The organism is Ignavibacteriota bacterium (genome assembly GCA_016212665.1).
Classification (GTDB): domain Bacteria; phylum Bacteroidota; class Ignavibacteria; order UBA10030; family SZUA-254; genus FW602-bin19.
In genome coordinates this window covers 51,896-75,689 of sequence record JACREZ010000024.1, presented here as the reverse complement: position 1 = coordinate 75,689, position 23,794 = coordinate 51,896, and the positions used below count along the sequence as shown (strand labels likewise).

14 protein-coding genes are annotated in these 23,794 nt (G+C 40.1%); all 14 read left to right on the top strand.

Annotated elements, in window-relative coordinates; translation table 11 throughout:
- Nucleotides 1–1,616 precede the first annotated feature (1,616 nt).
- The 14 genes from HY960_08000 (at nt 1,617) to HY960_07935 (ending at nt 23,769) form a co-directional block, all read left to right on the top strand.
- Nucleotides 1,617–2,240 (top strand): T9SS type A sorting domain-containing protein, encoded by a 624-nt coding sequence (locus HY960_08000; GenBank protein MBI5215682.1) that lies wholly within the window; start codon nt 1,617–1,619, stop codon nt 2,238–2,240.
- 4,749 nt (nt 2,241–6,989) lie between these two features.
- On the top strand, nt 6,990–8,249 hold the full coding sequence (locus HY960_07995; protein ID MBI5215681.1) for a T9SS type A sorting domain-containing protein: 1,260 nt from the start codon (nt 6,990–6,992) through the stop codon (nt 8,247–8,249).
- Nucleotides 8,250–8,393: 144 nt separating this feature from the next.
- On the top strand, nt 8,394–8,771 hold the full coding sequence (locus HY960_07990) for a response regulator (GenBank protein MBI5215680.1): 378 nt from the start codon (nt 8,394–8,396) through the stop codon (nt 8,769–8,771).
- 207 nt (nt 8,772–8,978) lie between these two features.
- The gene (locus tag HY960_07985) at nt 8,979–12,029 is read left to right on the top strand and encodes a histidine kinase (protein ID MBI5215679.1); all 3,051 of its coding nucleotides are present in this window, start codon (nt 8,979–8,981) and stop codon (nt 12,027–12,029) included.
- Nucleotides 12,030–12,158: 129 nt separating this feature from the next.
- On the top strand, nt 12,159–12,899 hold the full coding sequence (locus HY960_07980) for a response regulator transcription factor (protein ID MBI5215678.1): 741 nt from the start codon (nt 12,159–12,161) through the stop codon (nt 12,897–12,899).
- 254 nt (nt 12,900–13,153) lie between these two features.
- A complete protein-coding gene (gene rfbB / locus HY960_07975; protein MBI5215677.1) occupies nt 13,154–14,164 on the top strand; it encodes a dTDP-glucose 4,6-dehydratase in 1,011 nt (336 codons plus the stop codon).
- Nucleotides 14,165–14,288: 124 nt separating this feature from the next.
- The gene (locus HY960_07970) at nt 14,289–15,821 is read left to right on the top strand and encodes an SLBB domain-containing protein (protein MBI5215676.1); all 1,533 of its coding nucleotides are present in this window, start codon (nt 14,289–14,291) and stop codon (nt 15,819–15,821) included.
- Nucleotides 15,818–16,993 (top strand): hypothetical protein, encoded by a 1,176-nt coding sequence (locus HY960_07965; protein ID MBI5215675.1) that lies wholly within the window; start codon nt 15,818–15,820, stop codon nt 16,991–16,993. Before HY960_07970 ends, HY960_07965 begins: the two co-directional genes overlap by 4 nt.
- Before the next feature lie 287 nt (nt 16,994–17,280).
- Nucleotides 17,281–18,366 (top strand): hypothetical protein, encoded by a 1,086-nt coding sequence (locus HY960_07960; protein ID MBI5215674.1) that lies wholly within the window; start codon nt 17,281–17,283, stop codon nt 18,364–18,366.
- 33 nt (nt 18,367–18,399) lie between these two features.
- Nucleotides 18,400–19,917 carry an oligosaccharide flippase family protein gene (locus HY960_07955; GenBank protein MBI5215673.1) on the top strand — a complete coding sequence of 506 codons (1,518 nt, stop codon included), beginning with the start codon at nt 18,400–18,402 and terminating at the stop codon, nt 19,915–19,917.
- Nucleotides 19,918–19,946: 29 nt separating this feature from the next.
- A complete protein-coding gene (locus HY960_07950) occupies nt 19,947–20,654 on the top strand; it encodes a class I SAM-dependent methyltransferase (protein MBI5215672.1) in 708 nt (235 codons plus the stop codon).
- 28 nt (nt 20,655–20,682) lie between these two features.
- A complete protein-coding gene (locus HY960_07945; protein ID MBI5215671.1) occupies nt 20,683–21,576 on the top strand; it encodes a glycosyltransferase family 2 protein in 894 nt (297 codons plus the stop codon).
- A complete protein-coding gene (locus HY960_07940) occupies nt 21,573–22,610 on the top strand; it encodes a glycosyltransferase (GenBank protein ID MBI5215670.1) in 1,038 nt (345 codons plus the stop codon). Before HY960_07945 ends, HY960_07940 begins: the two co-directional genes overlap by 4 nt.
- Complete coding sequence (locus tag HY960_07935) at nt 22,603–23,769, top strand: glycosyltransferase (GenBank protein ID MBI5215669.1); 1,167 nt, start codon at nt 22,603–22,605, stop codon at nt 23,767–23,769. The genes HY960_07940 and HY960_07935 overlap by 8 nt, the downstream gene beginning before the upstream one ends.
- Nucleotides 23,770–23,794: the final 25 nt, after the last annotated feature.

Below are 23,794 nucleotides of genomic sequence, written 5' to 3'. Positions count from 1 at the left end.
TTGTGAGTGACAACTCAGGAGGCGCCATCATTACGTGGTATGATAACCGCAGCGGAAATTATGACATCTACGCTCAACGAATAAACAGTTCAGGTGTTGTTCAATGGACAGCCCACGGAGTCGCCATCTCGACTGCAACAAGCAATCAACAATATCCCACCATTGTGATTGACGGTTCAGGAGGTGCCATCATTACGTGGCAAGACCACCGCGCCAGCAATCCTGACATCTACGCCCAAAAGGTTAATAGTGAAGGAGTTGTGCAGTGGACTGCTGACGGTGTCGGTATCGCGACGGGGACACTACTTCAACAAAAGCCCACCTTAGTGAGTGACGACTCAGGAGGCGCCATGATCACCTACACTAGTGGCACGTCAACCGATGATATCTACGCCCAGCGTATAAACAGTTCAGGTGTTGTGCAATGGACAGCCAACGGAGTCGCCATCACGACGGCAGCAGGCGATCAACTAAATCCTACCATAGTAAGTGACGGTTCAGGAGGCGCCATCATCGCGTGGGGTAATGCTGATATCTACGCCCAGCGAATCAACAGCGCAGGAGTTGTGCAGTGGACAACCGACGGTGTTGCTATCTCGACGGCAGCAAGTACACAAGCCTATCCCACCATGGTGAGTAACAGTTCAGGTGGTGCAATCATCACCTGGCAAGACAATCGTAGCGGGAATAACATCTATGCACAGAATATAATTTCTTCCGGATTTATTGGCATGGCTCGTAATGCAATGATTTCAACTATTCAAGATGTGCCCAATGATCAAGGAGGCAGCGTTCGTGTGCGATGGCAAAAGTCTCCGGATGATACGGGAATTAGTGTAGTTCAAATTGTCTCTTATGGAGTCTGGAGGAAAATCCCGCCGAGTCTTCTTGCCAAAAAACTTATGGGAAGAACACTCAGAGCAATGGATGATACTCTTGGAACGCTTTACGATTTTATTGTGAACGTTCCGGCGGTGCAATCGCCGTACTACAATGTCGTAGCTCAAACGTTGGAGGATTCGTCTTCTGCGGGAACGAACAACTTCTCGTTTCTCGTAACAGCGCATACAGCCAATCCAAATTTATTTTATATTTCTCCTGCCGATAGTGGTCACTCGGTGGATAATTTATCGCCCAGCGCTGTAGTGTCCGTTACCGCTGAAGTGCAATCAGGCCCATTGGTGAAAATCCATTGGAGTCCTATTCTTGTTGATCCTGATGTCGGCTATTACGAAGTCCATCGTTCGACTTCTTCCGGATTCATCCCAAGTCCCGGTACGAAAATAGGATGGACAACTGACACGTTGTTCACTGATAATTCACCTGTAACCGGAACTACGAATTACTATCGTCTTATCACGGTGGATATCCACGGCAACCACAGTGTTCCATCAGCAGAAGCCACGGCGACGATGATGATAACGGCACAATACAATTTTTCAGATAGGTGGAATATGGTTTCAATCCCGCTTATAGTTAATGACTACACGAAAACTATTCTTTTTCCAACAGCAACTACAAATGCATTCGCGTATGAAGCAGACTATGTGGCGTATGGAACTCTTTCAAACGGTGTCGGGTACTGGTTAAAATTTAGTGGAAGCCAGCAAATATCTATGACGGGATTTCCGCGTGAAAGTGAAACAATAGCCGTCCAAGTCGGATGGAATATGATTGGTTCAATAAGTTCATCAGTAGATGTTACGACTATTACTTCCAATCCACCGGGACTCATAACATCACAATTTTTTAGTTATGAGAATGGTTACGATGTCTCGACAACAATTGAGCCGGGAAAGGGATATTGGGTGAAGGTAAATCAGGCTGGAACCTTAACTCTGTCATCAGTAGCCAGTAATCAGTACTCAGAAAATAGTATTAAGATTGTTTCTACGAATGAGCAACCACCACCGCCACCAACATCAGAAACCACAAATCAGAAACCACAAGTCTTTAACTTGGAACAAAACCACCCTAACCCGTTCAACCCTTCGACTGTTATTCGTTATTCGTTACCTGTTACAGGTCTGATAACGTTGAAAGTGTACAACATGCTCGGGCAGGAAGTTGCAACGTTGTTAGACAATCAGGAAATGGAGCAAGGCGAGTATGAAATATCGTTCAATGCAAACATGTTTGCAACCGGTGTATATTTCTATCGCATCAATGTTGAATCGGTTGATGAGGATGGAATGAAGCAAATATTCACTGATGTGAAGCGGATGCTGTTACTCAAGTAATCGAGTACTGAAGTATTGAGGTGTTAGAAAGCCGGGCTGTAAAGTTCGGCTTTTTTTTACCGGAAGTAGGGAGATTTATTCTATTTTCAAAAAAGCAAATAAAAAGCTACAAACTCCTTCTGTTCATTACTCAATCATTCCCACCTGATTCTCACTCAAACCTGTCAAATACTCAATTCCCTCATTTCTTCCCTTGTTTTCGGGCATTTCTCTATTAGATTTGCACCGGATTTATTATCACTTATTTGTTCTTTTATCAACCATCATAGGAATGTTATGAAACAGTTCTTCTTTTTTCTTTCTTTACTGATTGTCTTTGTCAGTACGGGTTTCGGCTCGTCGGTCACGAAGACTGTCGGTGTGGGACAAGATTACACGACGATAGCAGATGCTCTCGCCGATATCAATGCGAACGGATTGGCAGATACCGTCAGTTTAATGCTGATGGATACGCTGTACAATGAGACATCGCTCATGTACAATCCGTCAACAAGCCAACCATTATCGTTGTACATGGCTCAGGGCGGAACGGCGAAACCGCACGTTCGTGTTTCTCCCGGCGGATTGCCGTATGCAATCATGGCGGTCAACCATGCGGAGTTTGTCATGTACAATATTCTCGTCGAGCCGGATGTCAATTCAACATGGCTTGCGGGCGTGAATGTCCGCTCGATGGAAAATAATTCACGCGTCTATATTCAAAGCGGCGGCGTAACCGGTTCGACGACGGAACGCGGGTATGAAGTGCTCGCCGATAGTTCGGCAGATGTTGATATTTTCGGATGCCTTGTTATTCAGGTACAGTCTGTCGGTATTTACATAGAGTTACAAAATTTTCCACCCCTCACGACCCGCTATAAATTTCAGACCCTCAATAGTTCGGTAACGTCAGGCATCGAAATAAAGGATTGTTACCTGAGTGGTGCAGATACAGGAATCAGCGTGAATGGAATTGGAAGGACGTTCCTCTCCAGCAATACAATTACAACACAATGCAACGTTGGCACGACGATTAACTCAATGGGAGAGAATTCCGAAATTCGTTTTCTCGGCGGCGCGGATACGGTTATGGGTAAATCAATTTATCTTCCGAATGGACACAATGTTTCTGTGTTTGAAGTTGGCTCATCAACGCTTGCCAATCCAATGTTAGCCAGACGCGCCTCAGCATCAATGCTGAAACTTGCCGCGAATAGTTCATCTCTAATTTCACATGCTTATGATATAACAATCATAAATGATTCAACGGTGGAATGTGATTTCAGCATTACGAATACAGATTTCGATTGGGTAGGAACTGCTGTACAACTCAACAGGAAATTCTTAGGAAACTCTGAAATATCAAACAATACAATGTCCGTAATTGGCTACGCTAATTTGCCGGGGATGGCAATTAAATATTCGTCCGGTGGAATTGAGCAGGCAACGTATGATGATGAATACAATGGAAATATCGTGACGCATGAGATGGGACATAACTGGCTCACAATTGAATTCCAAAATGAAACAGGGGGTGAAGTGTTCGGAGGAATCACAGCACGCGGGAATACCATCTCAGGTACTCCTTCCGCAATGCAACTAAAATCAAAGCGGAGTGAACTTCCTGCAAATATTAATAATGTTGTTGTTATCAACAATACCTTTACGGGTAATTCAATATATGAAGGCATTGCATTTGAGTTTGGCGACATTGACATTAAAACCGGACTACGGTTTGATTCAAACACTGTCAGTAACACGAATGTGGCGATGCAGTATAGGGCGAAACGATCTGAACTCCCGCCAAACTTAGATGGAATCAAAACTGCCGAACTATCACATAACATGATAGAAAATGTTCAAGTTGGATTCGATTTTGAATTCAATGCAGATTCGTCGTTGCAGGCAGTTACACGAGGACCGATTTTCCCGCCGATTGAAATTCAAACGAACGGTATACTTGCGCCGATAGCGATTCCCAGTTTTGTCGCGATGCAGTATCGGGCAAAGCGTGCAGAAGTTCCTCCGAACATTGAATCTATAAAAATTACAGGAAACACGATTGATGGAAATGGTGGCGGAACAGCAATTGACTTACCGTTCACGACGGTTAATGACATAGAAATAGAAAATAATACAGTCACCGATGCAAGATATAACTTATTGCTTGGCTCGATGGCGACAGAAGATTATATCGGCAATAGTGATTGGTACGGACCGCCGCTGAGTATCCAAAACAATTCGTTCACGAGCAGTGTTGATGGAGCGTTATTTTTTCAAACACCGACCGAAGGATTACGAATTGATTCGTTGAACATTTCCGGAAACAACGTAAACGTTACCGGGGGTCTACACCGGGTCAGTAGTTTCTTCGATGTCTTTACGGATTTATCAATAAAAGATAATAACTTCCAGGTTAATTCATTCTTTGATGTATTCTTTGATATTGCCATCTCAGATATGGGCTCTGCTAATATTCAGAATAATAATTTCAGTTGTTCAGGATTAGCGAGTTCAATGCGCGGCAGTAAGTATGAACTGAATATCAGGAGAGCAAATATGGCAAGGTCGAGTATGAAGGGTTTAACTGCACGCCCAGATTTCTCTGTTTTACTTGGCGGAAATAGTTTCTGTGATGGAGATGTAGTTGTTGATATTCAGAATGATTCATTAGTCTATTCACCAATGAACGTTTCTATCAATAATAATCAAGCGAATGGAAATGTCTTGATTACAACCTTTGATACGGAAAATGAAATTGCAGGAAATACGTTCGGCAGTCCGTCGGCATTTTCAACTTCATCCATGCCTGCACGAAGATATGAGCTTCAGGTTCGAAAATCAGATAGAGTACACATGATGAATGTTGGCGGTTCACTATTGCTCAACTTTCATAATAACGTACTGAACGGATTTTATGACGTTGTCATTTCTGTTGATGACACCGCAGGAATAGGTTCTGTTCAAATAGATAGTAATACTGTTACTGCTGGAACAATGGCATCAAGCACTTCTTCATTACCCGCGAACAGGTACGAGGTGGGTTTCAGAAAATCAAAAACGGTTACGCTTGCAAATTCGAGTTCCTCGTTTGCAGAACCGACATCGTTTGATTATTCAAACAATACATTGACCGGCTATGAACACATCGGAATGTATGTCAGCGATGAAACAGGATTGCTTTCGACAGCCCTCAATAGCAATACTGTTGATGGAACATCGGCAACTGCTACGTTGAATGGCGATGGAACATCGAGCATGCCAGTGAAAAAATATGAATTAGCAGTTCGGGCTGGGAGCAGACAGCAGTTTGCTCAATCATCTGCAGTAATGGGAAACACGCATACATATTCCAATAATACAATTACGGGATATGAAGAAGTGTTTATTGGCATCGAAGATTCAAACGGAACGATGACGGCAGAAGTGAATGGGAATACAATCACAGGGCAAAGTATAGTCGCAGGTACGAACGGCATGAAGACTTCATCTATGGCAGCGAGGAAATATGAATTGCAGGTTCGTCGTTCAGATCGGGTTAGTATGTCGGGAAATAATGCAGGAAAAGACGTATCCGTTGCTACGGGTGATTGGTTCACCTGTGAAGACAATACCGTGACCGGATTTGCAGAGGTTCAATTAGTTCTCGAAGGAGTGGATGATTTGATGTCGGCTTCGATAAAGAGAAATACATTTACAGGTATCGGAAGTGCGACCGGATTGAATACTTCCTCTATGGCGGGAAACAAATATCAGGTTGGAGTAAAAAGATCGGGCACAAATACACCTCGAAGTAGTTCTTTCGCTACTGCTCATCAATGGTTCACGTATGAAGATAACACTGTGAGTAACTTTTCCGAAGGTGGTATTTTCGACTTGCTGAATGAAGGAGAAGCAGGTCTTGCAAATATCGAAGGAAATACATTTGGTAACGTTGTTGTTTCTTCTAACAATGTAAAAGACAAAGATGCATTGATGGCTGGTTCGAAATATGAACTTAACATCAGAAGAGCAAATAGAGCGACATTAACAGGAACCTTGTCTAAAACATCCAATAATTTCACCGCCGCAGATTCGGTGAAAATATTTAACAATTCATTCGCTCAACTTGATGGCGGCGGATTCTATGTCTATTCAGAAAATAATGCCCCCGGAGAAGTAACAACGGTGTGGCTTGATGGAAACAATTTGTCGTCAACTTCATCTCCCTTCATCTTTGACCTTTCCGAAGCACCTTTTGATAGCGGTTCCTCCCAATTTCTCGTAACGGGGAATAGTTCGAACGGTGGTACAGGTTCTTCAAACATTGAAAAAATCCGGTTTAATTTTCAACTTGGTAGTATGTATGCATCTTCAACTCCCTTGTCGCCCGTTTCTTCAAAGCCAAACACCTTTAAGAATGGTCATGGATTAGCATTTTACAGTAATCCGTCAACACCTGTAATATTCAATTACCAGAACATGACCGGCAACAGCATGAATATTATCAACGGAACCAACAGCCAAATTGATGCGCGCTACTGCTGGTGGGGAACAACCGACTCGGCAGAGATTGCATCCAAGATGCAGGGCGATGTGTTGTTCATGCCGTTCCTGACAGATTCAGTAACGACACAATCGGGTGGAATTGAAGGCGTTGTCTATCACGATGCAAACTTCAATTACACACGTGACAGTGAAACAGGACTTGAAGGATGGACAGTCAATTTACTCGTTGATGGAACTATTGTTGATACAAGAGTGAGCGATGCAAACGGAGCGTATTCATTCATGGACATTCCGTTCGACCAATACACCGTGTGCCTCGTTCCGCAAGATGGGTATGCGTACTCCGAAAACCTGAATTGCGGTACAGTAGATTTTTCGTCCGGTACATTATTTAGTGTCGAGTTTGGTGTTTTCAGCGATGCGAAAAAATTCCGGACATTCAGCGCCGATACGCTTCTCTCCAAAAAGCCGGTGAAGATGGTGTTCAAGAGTAATATTAGAACATCGCTCTACCCGAACACAGCAACTGCGTTGGAAAATGTGTTTGCCCGTCTCGGAAAGAATGGCGCGACATTCCTCGGCATCGCACAGTTGGATAAAAACCGTTCGAAGAATCTTGCCTGGATACCGTACAAGAAAGCAGGCGATTTAGGTAAACTCTATACTTCAGCACATAACGGTACGGCATACCCGATTGATTCGTTACGCCCCGCAGGGAAACCAGCGAAGAAATTGAAAGGTGCAGTGAAAGCTGATAGAAAACAATTCAACAATCGTGTGTTTGAACAGGGTATTGCCTTCAATTTGAATATCATCGCAAGCGCTCTTGGAGTTACTCCAACGGGATTCGGTGAGTTGGTGTTTGATTCTCCCGGTTCTCTCCTCGGGAAAAAACTTTATGGAATGACTCTGGCAGAGATAGCCGGGTGGATGAATCAATTAATGACGAATTGGGATTCGCTTGGCGTAGAAAATTCTTCCGCCTATGCTGAACTTGGTGAGTTTGCAAATGTCCTGAAGAAATTAAACGATAGTTTCTCGGAAACAGTAGATTCATCCAACTCAAGTATTGATACGTCGGCGGTGACTGTTGGAGATAGAAATATCACAAGCGGGAAAAAGAATGCGTTTGCAGTGACATTGCATGGGGTCAGGACAGCGTCTGAAGTGGGATTAGTAAAATATGTACCGGGAACAGTACCGAGTGTGAAAATTCAGGATGCAGGATTCAGTGAAGATGAATCAACGTTGCCGACAGAAACTGCGTTGATGCAGAATTATCCGAATCCGTTCAACCCGTCTACGAATTTCGGATTTCTGATTTCTGATTTCGGAGTGGTGACATTGAAAGTGTATGATATGCTCGGACGTGAAGTAGCAACTCTGTTAAACAATGATGAAGTAGAGCAAGGAGAGTATGAAATCAACTTTGATGCTTCATCGCTGACAAGCGGAGTATATTTTTATCGTTTGACTGTGAATGGTGTTGATGATGCTTCACAATCATTTACCGATGTAAAACGGATGCTACTTGTGAAATAGTGATTAGTGAATAGTGATTCGTGGAGTCGGGGACCAATGGAGTGTTGACGTTGAACGTTTACACTCCATTACTCCACATCTCCTATCAATGAGTTGATTGACACCTTTAGTTATTACTTTTTATTTTTAACTTTTACTTTTGAATTGATTAAAGCTGTAATCATAGATGACGAACGAAGCAGTCGGCAAGTGCTTATGCAGATGCTGAACCGGTTTTGCAGTAACGTGAATGTTGTTGCCTCGGCAGGTTCGGCAGATGCGGGAAAGTTGGCAATCAATCAGTGCAAACCGGACGTTGTTTTTCTAGATGTTGAAATGCCGTACGAAACAGGATTTGAATTGCTACAAAGCTTTCATCATGTTGATTTCGGAGTTGTCTTTGTATCGGCTCACCAGCGTTATATTGAGGAAGCCCGGCAATACGCTCCTCTCGGTTTTCTGCTGAAGCCTATCAATGCGAAGGAACTCAAGGTTATGATGGAGGAATATGAGTCAGGAAATCACAGGGGAAAATTGGAGTAATGGATTGATGGAGTGTTGGAGTCATGGAGTCATAGAGTGACGGAGTGCTGACTATTGATAATTATTTAAAATTGTACGATAAAACACTCTCCACCAATATAGTCTCCAGTTCTCCAATACTCCAAAACTCCATATATGTTCAATCTCCTTCATTTGAGAGGTTGCTGCGTAATGATTTCAAATAGAATTTGAGTATTTTTCAGCCACATGAACATCGTTCTTCATCGTAATTGGTTTTTGTGGCTGAAATTATTTTCGGTTGGTTTCTTTCTTCTGAATACTTTTTTCACTCCACTCTTTGCACTTGACCCTTCCAAATCAATCAGACAATATGGTTATGATGTTTGGGATGCAAACAAAGGATTTCCATTCTTTGCCGTTCATTCCATTGTTCAATCCCACGATGGCTATCTTTGGTTAAGTACTGACGATGGGCTTGTTCGTTTCGACGGCGTACGATTCAAACTGTTCGATAATACAAATACGAAGGAGTTGAAGCATAATCAAATTTCAACTATCGTCGAGGACAAAAACGGAAACCTTTGGTTTGGCACACGGGGCGGCGGATTGATGAAATACCGTGACGGTAAGTTTTTCCATTATGGTAAGAAAGATGGACTGCCAAGTGAGACAATTCATGCAATGTGTTTGAGTAACGACGGAGGATTATGGCTTGGAACGGAGATGGTTGGGATTTGCTACTGGAATAACGGATTCGTCCGACCGTTGCAGACGGTGAAAAAATATGATTGGGTATTCTCGATTGCCGAGATGCGGGACAAAACATTACTCTTCGGGCTGGGCGCATTGTGCAAGAAACCGGCCGACAAGTTTTCATATTATCGCGTGGATAGTTCGCGTGCGCTTGTCAAAGCGATTCTTGAGGATACTCACGGACGAAGATGGATAGGAACAGCGGAAGGATTATTTTTTCTACAGGATGAACAGATGGTTCCGTGTATGATTCCCGGAGCGCCAACGACACAGGTGGTTTCGGCGTTGTATGAGGACAAGGCAGGAAATATCTGGTTAGGAACAGAAGGGAACGGACTGTACCGGTATTCAAACGGAAAATTCGACACGTTTACAATGGCAAACGGATTATCAAGTGACAGAATTCTTTCTTTCTATGAAGACAGGGAAGGAAACCTCTGGGTTGGAACACGCGGCGGTGGTTTGAACCGCTTCCGGGATTTGAATATCGTTTCGTTCAGCAAATCGGAAAGATTGACTGAGGAATATGCCGGTTCGGTGTTTGAATGTCGCGACGGAACAATGTTCGTCGGGATAAAAGATTTCGGGTTAGATGAAATTCGTGACGGAAAGGTTATCAACAATTACAGGTTTGGTGAAACGCAAATGCAAAATACCGTGCGGGCGATTCATGAAGATACACACGGAACAATCTGGATTGGAACGAATCGCGGTGTGTATCAATTAACCAAAAAGAATGGAACGAGCAAACGAATTGTCAAACCCGTTGAATTGCAGGGGAGACTGCGTACTGAATCTTTCCGTGTAATTTTCAGTGACGCGCGGGATTCTCTCTGGTTTGGAATTTATGGCGGAGGATTTATCCAAAGGCATTCGTCAGTCGCTTACCAACTTGAACCTGTTGATAAAACGTTAATGAGAAACGGATATGTCAGAACTTTATCACGCAGTAATGACGGAACAATCTGGGTTGGTTCTCAGACGGGCGTTGTTCAGTTGAAAGACTCTGCTGTTATTTCCCGCTTCACTAAAAAAGATGGATTAACGCACGATGATGTTTTCTCAACGCATGTAGAAGATAACGGAATAGTCTGGGTCGGAACGTACGGAGGCGGTTTGAACAGAATTAAAAACGGGAGAGTTACTCAGATCCGGAAAGTACACGGATTGTTCGACGAAGTTGTGTACTCTATCTTGGATGATGGTTTGGGTAATTTTTGGATGAGTTGCAACAAGGGAATTTTCAGTATCTCCAAGAAGCAACTGAATGAATTTTGTGAAGGAAGAGTTCAGGAAATTACATGTACACCGTACGGAATTGTTGACGGGATGAAAAGTGTCGAGTGTAACGGCGGCTCTCAATTCAGCGGAATAATTACGCGTTCGGGGTTACTTGTTTTTGCAACAGTAAAAGGTGTTGTGATGATTGACCCTGCACGGGTCCAAACAAACATGTTACCTCCGCTTGTAAAAATAGAGCAGGTTATTGCTGAAGGGGAAATAGTTGAAGCAAAAAATGAAATTGAACTTTCCTCGGGGAAGAGAAATCTTGAAATAGAATTTACGGGATTGAGTTTTGTTGTACCGGAAAAAGTTCAGTTCAAATTCAAATTACAAGGTATCAATGATAGTTGGATAGAATCAGGAACAAGGAGAAGCGCGTACTTTACTCACTTGCCGCCGGGAGAATATGTATTTCATGTTAAAGCATGTAACAATGCCGGTGTGTGGAATGAACAAGGTGCAACAGTTTCTATCATCATTCCTCCGCTATTCTGGGAAACGTGGTGGTTTCAATTCGGCGGAGTGTTGACTCTCGTTTCCGTTGTTGTTACAATAGTGATGCGACGGGAAAAAATAATAAAAGAACGTGAGCGGCAGAAGTTGATGGTGCAACAACAATTGATGGAGTTAGAATCACGCGCGCTTCGTTCACAGATGAATCCCCATTTCATTTTCAACTCGCTCAATTCTATTCAGGAATGTATTCTCAGTGATAAGACGGAAGCGGCATGTGAATATCTTTCCAAGTTTGCACAACTCATTCGGATTGCATTTGAGAGTTCGGAGAAAAGTGTCATTCCGCTTGAGAAGGAAATTCAATCGCTTCGATTATATCTTGAGTTGGAGTCGTTACGGTTTGATAATACTTTTGAATATCTGGTTGAAATTCACCCCGAATTGGAATCGTTGAATTATCAGGTTCCTGCCATGTTGATTCAACCGTTTGTTGAAAATGCAATCTGGCATGGGCTGCTTCATAAAGAAGGCGAACGAAAACTTCTTGTTTCGCTTCAAATGAGTGATGAGATGTTGCAATGCATCATCGAAGATAATGGTATCGGGAGGAAGCGTGCGTCTGAAATCAGGAAATTAAGAAACAAAGAGCATGAATCGAAAGGTATGACGGTGACACGCGAACGGTTGGAGATGATGAGCAAATCAACAAACAAAAAGGCAAGCGTGAACATCGAGGATTTAATTGAGCATGACGGGAATCCGTTAGGGACAAGAGTTGTCCTCTTGATTCCGATACAAAGTTAACTTTGTGCTCTTCGCGGTTTCTCTGCGTGCTTTGCGTTTGGAGGGATTTCGATTGAACAGCAAAGAACGCAAATGTCACAGAGGGATGACAACTTTTCATTTTTCATTTTTAACTTGTAACTTACGCCCATGGTAAGAACAATAATCATTGACGACGAACCAAAAGGGAGAAGCGCTTTACAACAGATGTTGCAAAAATTCTGTCCTTCTGTCGAAGTTGTAGAGACTGCTGATTCTGCTGAAGCAGGGAAGAAGGCGATTTACAAGCACAGACCTAAGTTGGTTTTCCTTGATGTTGAGATGCCATTTCAGGATGGATTTGAAATGTTACAAAGTTTAGAAAAAATTGATTTCAAAGTCATTTTCTGTACGGGGCATAATCATTACGCCATCAAAGCAATCCGATTCAGCGCGCTCGATTACTTGATGAAGCCGATTGACATCAAAGAATTAAAAGCGGCGGTTGAAAAGGCGGAACACTCGATTCACCCGAAAAATCCAAACGAGCAGTTTGATGTTTTCTTTCACAGTCTGAAAAATGTGTATGGGAAAATCGGTGTGCCGACGAGAAACGGATTACTCTTCGTGGAAATCAGTAACATTCTCCGTTGCGAATCGGACAGCAATTACACCCGCATCTTTACTATCAATGGAGAAAAACATCTTGCATCAAAAACATTAAAAGAATTTGAAGGACTTCTCACCGAATGTAATTTTGTTCGCGTACATCAATCGCACTTAGTCAATCTCAGTCACATCAAAGAATATGTAAAAGGTGATGGCGGCTCGGTAATTCTTGTGGATGGAACTGAGGTTGAAGTCTCAAGGAAGAACAAGGAGATTCTACTGAAGAGATTGATGGTACATTAATGAGGTTATAATATGGAAATGCAATGGGGCGCGGGAGTGGAGGGCATGGGGGAATTATCTCACCCACGCGCTCTACACTCTACTCCCCACGTTTCAAATATAAATTATCTGTAAACGAACTACATCACTCCAAAACTCCGCTCATCCAATCAACAGTGAGTGAGTTGGTTTTGCCCTACTCTTTTTGTAGATTTGTCTCCGTTAAAAATCAACTTGGTTAAATTCAAATCATTTCAGAAACAATTCAGGAACGAATGACAATCTTAGTCACCGGGGGCTGTGGATTTATCGGCAGTAACTTTGTTCGATACATGCTCGAACGACATCCCGACTATTCCATCATCAATTTTGATGCGCTTACCTATGCCGGAAATCTTGAAAATTTGACCGGAATTGAAGACAACCCTCGTTATCATTTTGTAAAAGGAGATATTTGCCGGAAAGATGATGTTCAATCTGCGATGCAAAAATTCGGCGTTGACACAATCGTGAACTTTGCCGCCGAATCTCATGTTGATAGAAGCATCTTGGGACCGGCTGTGTTTGTTCAGACGAATGTTGCCGGGACCGGAATTCTTCTCGATGTTGCGCGCGAGAATGGAATCAAGAAGTTTTTACAAGTTTCTACAGATGAAGTCTATGGTTCACTTGGTGCCGAAGGAAAATTTACCGAAACGACTCCACTTCATCCGAACAGTCCGTATGCCGCATCAAAAACTTCAGCAGATTTACTTGCGCTCGCGTATGAACACACATTTGGTTTGCCGGTTGTGATTACCCGATGTTCTAACAATTATGGTCCGTATCAATTTCCTGAAAAATTACTTCCGTTGATGATTGCAAATATTCTGGAGAATAAACCGTTACCTGTGTATGGCAAAGGCTTGAATGTACGTGATTGGTTGTATGTAATTGACCATTGCGCGGCAATTGATGTAGTACTTCATCGGGGGAAAATCGGTGAAGTGTATAACATCGGCGGGAATAATGAATGGAAAAATATTGACATCGTGAAGATATTGTTGAAGGAACTTGGCAAGCCGGAAAGTCTCATCACGTATGTAAAGGACAGACCGGGACACGATTTACGTTACGCTATTGATGCGACGAAGATTCAAACAGAATTAGGTTGGACACCATCGGTAACGTTCGAGCAAGGAATTACAATGACGATTGATTGGTATTTGAAGAATGAATCGTGGTGGAGACGAGTGATGAGCGGAGAGTATAAAGAGTATTATCGGAAGATGTATGATGAAAGATAAGTTTTTGGTCTCGGGTTTGCGGTTATTAGTTTGTGGTTTGTTCTGGTTACTGAGTACTGATATACTTTTGTACTCTCAAATCAGGCAAGATGCGTTAGACGAGTTAGAGAACCGCTCTTCTGAAATGAAATCATTGAATGTTACTCAACCTACCGGAGTTGCGTTGGAGTCAACAGTTGATGCAACAAAATATTTTGTTGGTCCTTCGGACGGAATTTCGATTAATATCTGGATGAGCCCGCCGGTGAATTTTGTTTTGACAGTAACACCTGAAGGTACTCTCATTATTCCAACAGTTGGTGAAGTGAAAGTTGCTGACATTACGCTTGCAGAAGCTAAGACGAAAGTATTGAAAGCAATCAAAGAGAAATATAAAGCACAGGATATTTCGGTAACGTTAGTGAAGCCGCGACAAATTATTGTCAGTGTTACCGGGAATGTGTTGAACCCGGGTTTGTTCACACTCAGTTCGATTGACCGGGCAAACAAAGCGATTGATGAAGCAAATAAATTATCAAGAACTCAGGCACAATTGGAACTTGACAGGATAAAAGAAGAGATGTCAACCCGTAATGTCGTATTGAAACATAAAGACGGGTCTGAAAATAGGGTTGACCTGACGAAATTTTTTGCAACGAAGGAAGACAGGTTCAATCCGTATTTGCGTGAGGGAGATGTTATTATTGTCCCACGAAAAAATAAAACAAAAAATGTATTTGGAATTTACGGTGAGGTCAATGTTCCGGGACGATATGAAGTTGTAGAAGACGATACATTCCTTGATGCAATCAAGATTGCATACGGATTTACACGGTTAGCGCGAACTGATTCGATTGAGTTTTCGCGATTAAACTCCGACGGCTCTTCGCTTACCACGAATGTTGTCCGATTTGATGATGTAGCGAGCGGTAGACAACCGAACATGAATCTGGAGCCGGGTGACCGCATCAATGTAAAAGCAAGAATAGATTTACGTGAAGACTACCGAGTGGAAATTCAAGGCGAAGTGTTGTACCCGGGGTTTTATCCGATTACTAAAAATCAAACACGGCTGTCGGATGTCATCAAACAAGCAGGAGGGTTTACGGAATTTGCATCGCTCAAATCAGCCGAGTTGATTCACCAATCTGTGGAACAACGGGAACTTGAGACCGAACGGCTACTCAGTTTGCGTGGCGGCGCTTCGGTGGATGACAGTACGGATTATTTTTTGGAAACAGAACTGCGGTTGAAAAAAGAAATTGTCAATGTGGATTTTGAAAAACTATTTCTACACGGAGATAATTCACAAGATGTACTTCTTCAAACAGAAGATAAAATCATAATTCCATCGAAGAAGCAAACAATTTATATATTCGGACAGGTTGTTTCACCCGGGCATATTCCTTACGTGAAAGGAAATGATTTCAAATATTACATCTCCAAAGCGGGCGGATTTACGGAGCGTGCCCGTGAAGGTGATTTGAAAATCATCAAGGCAAGAACAAAGCAATGGCTTGCTCCCGACGAAACGGAAATCGAAGAAGGCGATTACATTTGGATTCCAAAAGAACCTGAACGTTCGTTCGCGTACTACGCCCAAGTAACAAGTCAGGCCGCGAGCGTATTGAGTGTGATCGTTGGAGTAGCAGTGTTGATTGTGCAGGTGACCAAATGAGTGAGGGTACCAACTACAACAACAATAATCCGAACTCCGATTTTATCAATAAGGTAAATGTCTTAGATTATTTTCTTCTTCTCTTAAAATGGAAGAAATTGATTCTCTGGAATTTTGTCATTATTACAGGATTTTCAATCGGTATTAGTTTTTTATTACCGCGTTGGTATAAATCTGTCGCCTCTATCATGCCACCAAAAGAACAAGGTGTACTTAATGGAATGGGGATTGCAAGTTCTGTTTTGAAATCTATTCCCGGTTTGCAACGATTGGGTGGTTCGAGCCAAAATTCAAATCTTTACAACTACATTGCAATTCTTCGAAGCAGATCGTCAATGGAACAGGTTGTGAAGAAATTTGATCTAGTTCACGTCTATGAAATATCTGATGGTTCATTAGAAAAGGCAGTAAAAGAACTCCGGGATAATACGATGTTCGAAATACAAGATGAAGGATATATTTCATTGGAAGTATTCGACCAAGATGCAAAGCGTGCGGCAGATATAACCAATTATTTTATTACTGTTCTAAATTCGATGAGTATTCAAATGACAACTCAGGAAGCAAAGAGTAGTAGAGAATTTATCGAACGACGATTGGAAAAGAATAAGACTGAACTTTTTAACGCGGAGGAATCGTTGCGAACGTATCAGGAACGCACCGGAACATTATTCGTACCTGAGCAGACATCGAATAGCGTTGCCGTAGTTGCTGAACTATATGGAATGAAGGTACAAAAAGAAATCGCGGTAGGAATTTTAGAACAAACATTTTCAAAGGATAATCTTCACCTACAACAAGCGAAAACAGAATTGCATGAATTGAATAAAAGGTTAGCGGGGATTCCGCAAATAGGATTTGAATCAATTCGGCTTTATCGTGATGCTGTTATACAGCAAAAAATATATGAATATCTTGTACCGATTTTTGAACAAGCAAAAATTGATGAGCAAAAGAATGTCCCCGTACTTATCGTGTTAGATGAAGCCATTCCAGCAGAAAAACCAATAAAACCCAGTAAGAGAATTGTTGTTCTTATTGGAGTAGTAATTAGTTTGTTACTTCCTTTCCTGATAATTCTTTTTAGAGAGCATTTTACATCGGTAAAGGAAACTTCCCCCGAGACATGGCAAAAGCTTCAAATGGCAACAAGAGTTTTTAACAAAAAGTAACCGTGGAAATGAGTTCATACATCGGGAACTCGGGAGTACGAAAATCATTTCCGTTAATCCTTGACTTTTTTGCTTACATACTTTTCATCGTAACGTTGTGGCTCGTTATTTACCAAGACGATATTCAGATTACATCAGTAATTCAGTTTCAGGAGACGCCGACAATTTACAATACAAGGATTCTCGGATTAAAACTTCTTGATTGGTTAAGTATTTGCATTACTTTTATTTTAGGACTCTCTTTTATTCTTCGAGCGGAATTAGTTACAACAAGTTTTCATAAAAATATGTTGATAGTCTTTGGAGTCTATGCAACAGCAGGAGTGATAGGATTCATCTACGGTTTATTTTACGATTATCATTGGGAACGTTGGTATCAGGATTTTCAACAGACTTTATATTTTGTCGGATATTTCTTCGTTACATTTTATGTTTTGTCATCGCAAAGAAGATGGTATTGGTTTCTGGGGCTATTTGTGGGTTTTCTCGGGTTAAAAAACATTATTATTTTCCAAAGATTGTTCGAGGGTACAGGTAGAATGCTTGGAGAATTTGGAATGCGCACAACTCAAAGCGCTGACGCCGCAATATTCCCACTTTTCTTCATTCTGGGTTTGGTTCTCATTCTCCATCAACGAACAAATTTTTGGATTAAACTCACATTGATTTCTGTTCTCGTCATTTACCTTTTCAATTTACTGATTGGTTTTGGGAGAACGATTTGGGTAGTTCTTCCTGTCCTCGCTCTCTATATTTTTTTTGAAATTGACAAACAGCAGAAGAGAAAACTTGTTCTCTCATCAATACTTTTCTTAACCTTATCTATTGGTATGGCATTGTTTTTTTTTCCAAGATATTTTGATCTTTTCTTTTGGAAGTTTTCCTCTATTTTCGATTGGAGTGTTCAAGGAGATAGATCAAACGCGACTCGATTATTGGAAATATTAAACATTGGTTTTAGACTTTTTGACCAATTTGCAGTTTTTCATGGTATGGGGTTGGGAGCGTGGTGGGACGATAGATTTTTTCAACTATTGCCTGATGCCGCTTCGGGTTTTATGGGGAAAACACGGTTTCATACAGCCCATTTATGGATTGTACAACAGTGGTTAAAAATCGGATTAATTGGGATTGTAGTTTATTGGTGGACAATAAGTAAGATGTTCCTGAAAGCCCGGACAATAATGAAATCAATAAACGGCAACGAAATAAATCGAATGTTATTGCTGGCACTTAATGCCGGTTTCATAGGTTTGTTTTTCGCAAGTACCGATTTTGTGAAAGTGTTTTTAGTTGTTGGGGTCGTATCAGGGATGATTGCACGGCTTTGTTTTTTCATTCTTCAAAATAAACCAATGACAAAATTAGCTTGACTGTGAGCAACACTATTAACATTGTCGGAAGTAATGTTTAATTCGGGTAAACGAACATTTGCACAAAATTCATTTTTGAATTTCTTTACGCATTTATTCAGCATCATCATAAGTTTTGTTTGTGTTCCTTATTTGATTGCCAAACTTGGAACTAATACCATTGGATTACTTTCTATACTATGGTTAATTATTGGTTACTTTGGATTATTTGATATTGGATTAGGGCAGGCAACCACAAAATATCTTTCTGAACATTTCGCCAAAGGCGAGAGACAAGGTGCTCTAGAATTATTTTTTTCTTCACTGCAATTGAGTTCCCTTTTTGGGTTACTTGGTTTTGTTGTCATGTTTGTTTTTTCTTATATCGGACTTGAAGAAATAATAAATATTGATAGTTCTATGCACGGTGGAGCCAAGATATCTCTACAATTGTTAGCCATTGGAATTCCTGCAGTAATTATACAGGGTACATTACGTGCTATTCCAATAGCTAAAAATAGGTTCGATGTTGTAAATATGATCCAAATAGTAAACGTACTGTTACAATGGGGCGGCTCATCTATCATATTATATTTTGGTGGAGGATTGATTTCTGTGATATTATTAACTGTAATCACGCGTTACGGTACATTACTATATTACTTTTGGTTTGCGTTCAAAGAGTTCCCTGAAATGAAGATTCTAAGAAGGTATTCAGGCTCAAACCATTCTGCACAATTATTGAGATTCGGAGGGTGGGTAATGGTTGCACAAATTATCGGTCCGCTAATATTATTTCTTGAAAGAATGTTTATTGGTAAATTGGATTCATTATCCTCTGTAGCATACTTTATTATTCCAAGCGATGCGATATTGAAATTGGTGATATTTCCGATGAGTATTGCAAGCACTATTATTCCCACTATAAGCGGATATTGGATTTCAGATGAAGGAAGAGATCGCGGTAGTATCATTTTTCAAAGTGCAGTAAAAACTACGTTTATTTTATTTCTTCCGATTTCAGTTATTTTGGTGATATTTCATAAAGAAATTCTTTTTTTCTGGTTAGGAAGTGATTTTGTGGAGAGAAGCGGATATGTGCTACTCTTGTTTTCAATTGGGATTTTTTTCCATTCACTTGCCCAACTACCGAATGCAATGCTTCAGGCTGTTGGTAAACCCGATATAACAGCGAAACTTCTTCTTATAGAATTACCACTCTATGCGATAGTTTGCTATCTCTTTACTAAAGAATACGGTATCGTTGGTACATCATTGAGTTGGCTTCTTCGAGTTCTTGTCGAAACTATTGTACTCTTCATTTCTACGAATAGTTTATTAAAGAAGTATTTATCTCGTTTTAATTTTTCATATTTGTGGAAAAGCATTTTGTTCGTTTCAATAGGAGGTTCTGTGTTAACTCTGAGTAAGTTGTACATTTCAGGTCTGTTCTTGGAATCTACTGCTATAATGCTCTTTTTTATATTGTATTTGTTGTGTATATGGTTTTTTGTATTTGAAGAACAAGAAAAAATATTTGTTAAACAATTGAAATCAATTATTGTACTCTAAGCATATAATGTTGAATTATATTATTGACTATGCCTGAACGTGTATATAATGAACAAAAGGAAGACCAAGAACTACTTGCACAGCATATTGCGAGATATAATTTTGCAAAATCCTATGTGTTTGAAAAAAATGTTGTGGATATAGCGTGCGGAAGCGGTTACGGTTGCTCCATTTTAGCTGATGGTTCACCGAAGAAAATCACTGGGATAGATATATCTCCCGATGCAATTGAGTATGCAAGACGTTCTTGCTCGAATTCATTAGTGGAATTTATTGTTGGAAGCATCGATGTTCTCGCAGAGGTAAGGGATGTTAATTTAATAGTCTCTTTTGAAACTATTGAACACATAAAAGATTATAATGGATTTCTTAAAACATGTTGTAGTGTATTGAACGAAAAAGGAATGTTAATTATTTCAACTCCTCTGAGAAAAAATGGTTCATTAGAAGATGTTCCTTCTAATCCATTTCATGTTCGAGAATGGAATGATAGTGAATTTACACAAATGCTTTATGGTCATTTTAGACAATTAGAAATTTTCTATCAATACATGTATAAAAAAAAATGGTATCCAGGTAGTAGAACGATTTCAAAACAACAAGCAAAATATTTTTTTTCACGCGGAGCAGTGCAAATGAAAAATTATGAAGTGCTTTCTTCCCCACCTAACCTTGGTAATATTGAAATTGAATCTGCTTACATTATAGCCATTTGCCACAATCAACATAGAATCTAAAGAGATTACATTTAATACATACTATGTTATGATTGATTTAACCATCATTATCGTTCATTACCATGCAGAAGAATATTTACGCGGGTGTTTGAATTCGATTTTCAAAATGGAACAACGAGTTACATATGAAGTCATAGTAATTGATAATGGTTCGGAAGGTGAGAAAATACAATCCATTCTTCAGGAATTTCCTAGCGCTCGTTATATCAAAAATTCAATAAATATTGGGTTCGTGAAAGCCAATAATCAAGGGCTAGTGCTTGCAAACGGAAGATATGTATTATTCTTAAATCCGGATACTGAAATTCAGAATCAATCAATTTCATTGATGGTAGAATATTTAAATACAAATCATAATGTTGGTATAGTTGGTCCACAGTTACTTTATTCAGACGGAACAGTCCAAACTTCTTATTTTCATTTTCCTAATACATTTTCCATCTTCATTGAATTCTTCCTTTCAAGTCGTTTAGCAACATATTTTGAAAAACAAATTGCCATGATCACCAATCCAAAAAAAGTGGATGTTATTCGCGGTGCCTGTTTGATGGCGAGGAAAGAATTATTAACATTGCTCGGTGGAATGAATGAACACCTGTTTATGTACTCTGAAGAAACCGACCTATGCTACAAGACTAAACAAGTAGGATTTGAAAATGTATTTTTACCATCGTCTGTTGTTTATCATCATGAACAAAAAAGTATGAAAAAACAACAAAAAGAATTTGTAACATTTCATTATCTTCGAAGCAAATTAATATTTCTCTTTGATAATTATTCATATAGTAGAGCGAAATTACTTTCATTCATTCTCAAATCCGGATTACTTACAAGAATTTTCATTTACAAATTATTCAATAAGGAAAAAGCATATTTCCTAAGTTCGGTTGTAAATATTTTAAGGGATGATGGCATCTGGTGAATACTAAGAACGAAAATACTGCAAACGAATTGTTTCAAACACCTACGGCAAGAATATTAGATGACGTTTCCTTGATTTGTACTGTATTTAATGAGGAAGAATCAATTTCTCGATTTCTTAATTCCATCTTAATGTTGTCGGTGTTTCCGACTGAATTTATCATTGTTGATGGTGGCTCTTCAGATCGGACGGCTGCAATTATTCAAGAATTTATTAATAGGTATCATCCATTATTAAACGTGCGATTAATTCAAGATGCGACATGTAATCTAAAATATAGTAGCGGTCCAATCGCCAAAGGAAGGAATGTCGCCATACATCATTCAACACAAAGTATCATTGTTTGTACTGATGCAGGATGTACATTGGATATAAACTGGCTTAAAAATATTGTTACTCCATTTTATAAGGATAACACAGTAGATGTCGTTGGGGGTGGGTATCTTGCAGAAACTGAAACTTGGTTTGAAAAATGTGTTGAGCAAGTTACCATTATGCCATTGGAATCAATTGAGCCGACACGATTTACACCATCTGCCAGATCATTAGCATTCACAAAAAAAGCGTGGTTAAAAGTAGGTGGCTTCCCCGAGTCTTCGTACACCGGTGAAGATACAATGTTTTTTGTGAATCTGAAGAAGGTAAACTGTAAATATGTCTTTATGAAGGAGGCAATAGTGTTCTGGCGGATGCGAGCTACATTGAATGTTATGATAAGACAACTCTATCGTTATGGCATTGGTGATGGAGTGAATGCTATTATGGTTAGTAACGTTGTCAAGAATGTTATTAAATTAAGTGTCCCAATTCTCTTATTTTTGCTGGCAATTATTTATCATCCTTCTTTCTTGTTTCTTTTGTTACTCTATTGGTTGTTATTACCCTTTATCAGGAAAATGAGAGAATTATTTGTAGCTGCAAATCTAACAACACTACCAGTCGTCGCGTTTCTAAAAATTATTGCAGATGTATCTTATGTACTAGGGTATGTTGTAGGGACATTTAAACGAATACGCAATAAAAATAATGCTTAGTAATAGAAACATCATCGTCTTCGGAGACGACTGGGGAAAATATCCTTCAACGATGCAACACATGGGTAGAATTCTTGCAAGAGAGAATCGCCTGATGTGGATTGGTTCTCTGGGATTGCGTAAACCGAAATTTAGTCTGTACGATGCATTCAGGATTTGGGAAAAAGGAAAGAAGCTTTTTTCAAATACGAATAGCGTCAAGTCAGAAAACAATGTTATGGAAGTAAATCCTCTTGTTATTCCTTTTCATAATTCAGGATTCGCTCGCAGGATAAATGCAAAAACGATTCGTGACACCATTGTCAGAAAAATGAAAGAACATGACTTTTCAAATCCGATATTACTAACATCATCTCCGCTCATCTCAAATCTTATTGGTGCAATTGGAGAAACATCGAGTCATTACATTTGTCTCGATGATTGGTCAGAATTCGATGATGCATTTGAAAACTTATTAGATTTAGAAAAGGACTTACTGGAAAAAGTAGATGCTTGCTTTTCCGTCTCGAAGATGTTATTAGAAACGCGAAAAACAATATCCGGAGAAGACCATTACCTTCCGCAGGGAGTTGATACAGAACATTTTCAAGTGTTGAAAGGACGAACTCCGGAGTGTCTTCAGCTTCTTCCGCGTCCTATTATCGGGTACTTTGGTTTGTTTGCTTCGTATGTTGATGTGGATTTGTTTATTCAAACTGCAAGAAAATATCCGAATGGATCAGTGGTTCTTCTCGGTAAAACAAAAATAAATCTTGATGAACTTTTTAGAGAACCGAATATTCATTACTTCGGGGAGATACCATTCACAGAACTACCGCGTTATGCTTCGGCATTTGAAGTGGGTCTAATTCCATTCAAAGTAAATACATTGACTATTGCGGCTAATCCTTTAAAGTTGTTGGAGTACATGTCTATGGGGATTCCTGTTGTATCCACAAACCTTCCGGAGGTTGCAAGGTTCGATTCGTTGGTTTCTGTTGCTCAAAACAATGAAGATTTTGTGAATTTAATAGGAACTGCATTGCAGGACAATACATCGCAGAGAAATCTCATACGAAGAGATGAAGCAAAAAAATTTTCATGGCAGAAAATTGTATCTGATTTCTCAGACGTAGTTCTTCGTATCGAAAAAGAAAAACATATTTCTCGCGCGAAGTAATTATTTCTATTAATCATCACAGTCC

Excerpts from the sequence above, each read along its gene's own strand:
- HY960_08000 (MBI5215682.1), top strand. The coding sequence starts at position 1,617 with ATGACGGGATTTCCGCGTGAAAGTGAAACAATAGCCGTCCAAGTCGGA.
- HY960_07995 (MBI5215681.1), top strand. The coding sequence starts at position 6,990 with ATGGACATTCCGTTCGACCAATACACCGTGTGCCTCGTTCCGCAAGAT.
- HY960_07985 (MBI5215679.1), top strand. The coding sequence starts at position 8,979 with ATGAACATCGTTCTTCATCGTAATTGGTTTTTGTGGCTGAAATTATTT.
- HY960_07980 (MBI5215678.1), top strand. The coding sequence starts at position 12,159 with ATGGTAAGAACAATAATCATTGACGACGAACCAAAAGGGAGAAGCGCT.
- rfbB (MBI5215677.1), top strand. The coding sequence starts at position 13,154 with ATGACAATCTTAGTCACCGGGGGCTGTGGATTTATCGGCAGTAACTTT.
- HY960_07970 (MBI5215676.1), top strand. The coding sequence starts at position 14,289 with ATGAAATCATTGAATGTTACTCAACCTACCGGAGTTGCGTTGGAGTCA.
- HY960_07965 (MBI5215675.1), top strand. The coding sequence starts at position 15,818 with ATGAGTGAGGGTACCAACTACAACAACAATAATCCGAACTCCGATTTT.
- HY960_07960 (MBI5215674.1), top strand. The coding sequence starts at position 17,281 with ATGTTGATAGTCTTTGGAGTCTATGCAACAGCAGGAGTGATAGGATTC.
- HY960_07955 (MBI5215673.1), top strand. The coding sequence starts at position 18,400 with ATGTTTAATTCGGGTAAACGAACATTTGCACAAAATTCATTTTTGAAT.
- HY960_07950 (MBI5215672.1), top strand. The coding sequence starts at position 19,947 with ATGCCTGAACGTGTATATAATGAACAAAAGGAAGACCAAGAACTACTT.
- HY960_07945 (MBI5215671.1), top strand. The coding sequence starts at position 20,683 with ATGATTGATTTAACCATCATTATCGTTCATTACCATGCAGAAGAATAT.
- HY960_07935 (MBI5215669.1), top strand. The coding sequence starts at position 22,603 with ATGCTTAGTAATAGAAACATCATCGTCTTCGGAGACGACTGGGGAAAA.